This is a genomic window from Frankia sp. AgB1.9, assembly GCF_016786355.1.
Classification (GTDB): domain Bacteria; phylum Actinomycetota; class Actinomycetes; order Frankiales; family Frankiaceae; genus Pseudofrankia.
This window is the reverse complement of record NZ_JADWYX010000217.1, coordinates 3,889-8,132: the sequence shown is the minus strand read 5'-3', so window position 1 is coordinate 8,132 and position 4,244 is coordinate 3,889. Positions and strand designations below refer to the sequence as shown.

General features: G+C 72.9%; 2 protein-coding genes. Both read left to right on the top strand.

Annotated features, from left to right (window positions below; genetic code table 11):
- On the top strand, nucleotides 1-774 hold a 774-nt coding region (locus I6A60_RS40125), incomplete at its 5' end, for an acyl carrier protein (RefSeq protein ID WP_238437235.1).
- Nucleotides 775-1,012: 238 nt separating this feature from the next.
- Nucleotides 1,013-4,244 (top strand): type I polyketide synthase (locus I6A60_RS40120; protein ID WP_203055872.1); only part of this gene is annotated, 3,232 nt, incomplete at its 3' end.

The following is a 4,244-nucleotide window of genomic DNA, read 5'->3' as shown; positions in this document are numbered from 1 at the left end:
CACACCCTCACCACCACCGACCACGCACGCCTCGCCCGGTCCGGGGTGATCCCGTTCTCCGTCGAGGAGGGTCTCGCCCTCCTCGACCAGGCACTACGCGTGACGGGGAAGCCGCTGCTCGTCCCGGCCGCCCTGAGCACAGCCGGGACGGCTGGTGATCCGCCGGCGATTCTGCGCGCTCTGGCGCCCGTCTTCGTTCCCCGCGCCCGGGCGGCCCGGCGCGCGCGGCCGGTACCGCTTCCCGACCGGCTCGTCGGACTGACCGCCGAGGAGCAGGAGGCCGCGCTCCTGGACGTGGTGCGCACCGAGGCGGCGGTGGTGCTGGGTCACCCGGACGCGTCCGCGGTCGATGCGCAGACGGCGTTCCGGTCGCTGGGCTTCGACTCGCTCGCCGCGGTCGAGCTGCGTAACCGGCTGAGTGATGTCGCGGGCCTTCGGCTGTCCTCGACGATCACCTTCGACTATCCGACCGCCGCGGCGCTAGCCCGCCATCTCTGGGAGGAGCTGTCGCCGGCAGCTGGGGACGTCGGGCCGGTCGACGAGGAAGGCCTGCGCCGGGTACTCGCCTCCGTCCCAATGGAGCGGTTCCGTGAGCTGGGCGTGCTGGAGGCCCTGATGAGCCTGTCCGGCTCCGCGGGGCTGACGGCGGCGGACACGTCCGGGCGGGACGGCCGGGCCGCCGCGGCGGAGAGTGCCGCCGAGGTGATCGCCGTGATGGAGGTCGACGATCTGGTTGAGCGGGCACTGGGACTCGGCAGCGCGGATCGCACCTGAATGACCACTGACTCCCGTTCGCTTCTGTCCGCCGCGCTCCGCCCGAGGCGCTGACCGTCGCCTGCCCGGATTCGGCCGGCCGGCCCACGGCCCACCGCGGCCTGCCCCGAGTTCCAGGACCCGGTTCCAGGAGCAGCGCCCCCACCGCGAACCTCACACTCCACCCGCCTGCCCCGCCCTTGGGACTGTCCGGCCCTGCCCCGCGGCCCCGACCCGCCGCCCCCTCGCGGAGGACATCATGAACGCACCACAGGACAAGGTCGTCGAGGCGCTACGTGCCTCGCTCGTCGACAACGATCGGCTGCGCAGAGAGAACGCGACCCTCGTGGCGGCCGCCGGCGAGCCCGTCGCGGTCGTCGGCATGGCCTGCCGCTACCCGGGTGGGGTGCGCTCTCCGGACGACCTGTGGCGGGTGGTGGACGACGAGGTCGACACCGTCTCCGGGTTCCCGGTGAACCGGGGCTGGGACCTCGAACGCCTCTACGACCCCGACCCGGACCATCCCGGCACCTCCTACAGCCGCGAGGGTGGGTTCCTGCATGACGCGGACGAGTTCGACCCCGTCTTCTTCGGGATCAGTCCGCGCGAGGCCCTGGCGACGGATCCACAGCAGCGGCTGCTGCTCCAGACGTCCTGGGAGGCGATCGAACGCGCCGGCATCGTGCCGCGGGAGCTGGCCGGCAGCCGCACCGGCGTGTTCGCCGGTGTGATGTACCACGACTACGGGTCAGGCCTGGCGAGCGTTCCCGAGGACCTGGAGGGATATCTGTCCACGGGGACGACGGGCAGCGTCGCCTCGGGCCGAATCGCGTACACCTTCGGCTTCGAGGGGCCGGCCCTGACCGTGGACACGGCGTGTTCGTCCTCGCTGGTGGCGGTGCACCTGGCGGTGCGCTCGCTGCGGGCGGGCGAATGCGCGCTGGCGCTCGCCGGTGGCGTGACGGTGATGGCGACGCCGACCAGCTTCGTGGAGTTCAGCCGACAGCGGGGCCTGGCCCGCGACGGACGCTGCAAGTCGTTCGCCGACGCGGCCGACGGGGTCGGGTGGTCCGAGGGCGCGGGGATGCTGCTGCTGGAACGACTGTCCGACGCGCGTCGCAACGGCCATCCGGTGCTGGGCGTGGTGCGCGGGACCGCGGTGAACCAGGACGGTGCGAGCAACGGCCTCACCGCGCCGAACGGCCCGGCGCAGCGCCGCGTCATCCAGGAGGCGCTGCGCGACGCTCGGCTGACTCCGGTCGACGTCGACGCCGTGGAGGCGCATGGCACCGGCACGCCGCTGGGTGACCCGATCGAGGCACAGGCGCTGCTCGCTACCTACGGCCGGGACCGCCCGGCCGGCCGCCCGCTGCGCCTCGGATCGATCAAGTCGAACATCGGCCACACCCAGGCCGCCGCCGGGACCGCCGGAATCATCAAGATGCTCATGGCGATGCGTCACGGCACGCTGCCACGGACCCTGCATGTCGACGCCCCGAGCGGCAAGGTCGACTGGTCGTCCGGCGGCGTCGAGCTGCTGACCGAGCGGGCCGTCTGGCAGTCCGCCGGTCCGCGCCGGGCCGCGGTTTCCTCGTTCGGGGTGAGCGGCACCAACGCCCATGTGATTCTGGAGGAGCCCCCCAGGCCGACGACCGACGACGACCTCGCGGCGGGCGCGCCACCGTCCGGGACCGCGATGCCCGTACCCGAGGCATCCACACCCGCCGGTCCCCGTTCCGTGCCGGTGGCGCTGTCAGCCAGATCGGCGACCGCGCTCGCTGGTCAGGCCGGCGCGCTGCGTCGCCACCTCGACACCCATCCCGAACTCCGCCTCGGCGACCTCGCGCACTCCCTGGCGACCACCCGAACCACCTTCGACCAGCGTGCCGTGGTGGTGGCGAGTTCTCGAGACGAGCTTCTGGCTGGGTTGGACGAGGTCTCGGCAGACCCCGTCCTGCCCCGCGCGTCCCGGGTGGCCCTGGGCACCTCCCGTGCGGTCGACGGGGCCGTGTTCGTCTTTCCTGGTCAGGGTTCGCAGTGGGCGGGCATGGCTGGTTCGCTGCTCGCCGCGTCGCCGGTGTTCGCGGAACAGGTCGAGGCCTGCGCGGCCGCGCTCGCTCCCCATGTCGGCTGGTCGCTGACCGACGTCCTGCGTGACCAGTCGGCCGAGGCGCTTGACGCCGTCGATGTCGTGCAGCCCGCGCTGTGGGGCGTGATGGTCTCGTTGGCCGCGCTGTGGAACGCCTACGGTGTGCGGCCGGTCGCCGTCATCGGTCATTCCCAGGGTGAGATCGCCGCCGCCACCGTTGCCGGTGCGCTCAGCCTCGAGGATTCCGCCCGGGTGGTGGCGCTGCGAGCCCGGGCGCTGCGGTCGCTGGCCGGGCAGGGCGGCATGGCGTCTTTGGCGCTTCCCGTCGACGCCGTCGAGGAACGGATCGCCGGTCTCGGAGCGGGGCTCGCGATCGCCGCGGTCAACGGCCCGTCGGCCACAGTCGTGTCGGGTCCCGCCGAACAGCTGGCCAAACTGGTCGCGCACTGCCAGAACGAGAACACCCGGGCCCGGATCCTGCCGGTCGACTACGCCTCCCACCATCCCGGCATCGAAGCCCTGCGGGACGAGCTCCACGACCTGCTCGCGCCAGTGCGGCCCCAGACCTCGGCCATGCCGTTCCTGTCGACGCTGACGGCCTCATTTCTCGACACCAGGCAGCTCTCCGCCGACTACTGGTACCGCAACCTGCGAAACACCGTCCGCTTCGCCGACGGCATACGGGCGCTGCGCGCCGCGGAGCACACCGCCTTCCTCGAGGTCAGCCCCCATCCGGTACTCACTGCCGCCATCGAGGAGACACTCGACGACGCGCTGGCCCTCGGCACGCTGCGCCGCGATGACGGTGGCCTCGACCGATTCCTCCGCTCCGCGGCGCAAGCCCACGTGCACGGCCTCCCCGTTCACTGGCCGACCACCGGCGAACAGATCGAGCTACCCACCTACGCCTTCGAGCGGCAGCGGTTCTGGCTGATGGGCGGCCCGGCCGCGGGCGACACCCGCGGACTTGGGCTCGCTGACGCGGAGCATCCGATGCTTGGTGCCCAGGTCGACCTCGGCGACGATCGGGGGACGGTGTTCACCGGCCGGATCTCCGTCGCCACCCACCCGTGGCTCGCGGACCACGTCTTCGACGGCACGGTCCTGGTACCCGGCACGGCCTTCGTGGAGCTGGCACTGCGCGCCGGCGCCGCGACCGGTCTCGACCAGCTGGCGGAGCTGACATTGCGGGCCCCGCTCGCGGTCCCGTCCGGTACCGCCATCCGGCTGCAGATCATCGTCGGTCCCCCGGACGCCGACGGTTCACCCGTCAGTGTCTATGCCCGTCCCGAGAGCGCGCCGCAGGACGAGCCATGGACGGCGCACGCGACCGGGGGGGGGGGGGGGGCCCCCCCCCCCCCCCCCCCCCCCCCGGCCCCGGGGGGGCGTACCCAAGGGCCGG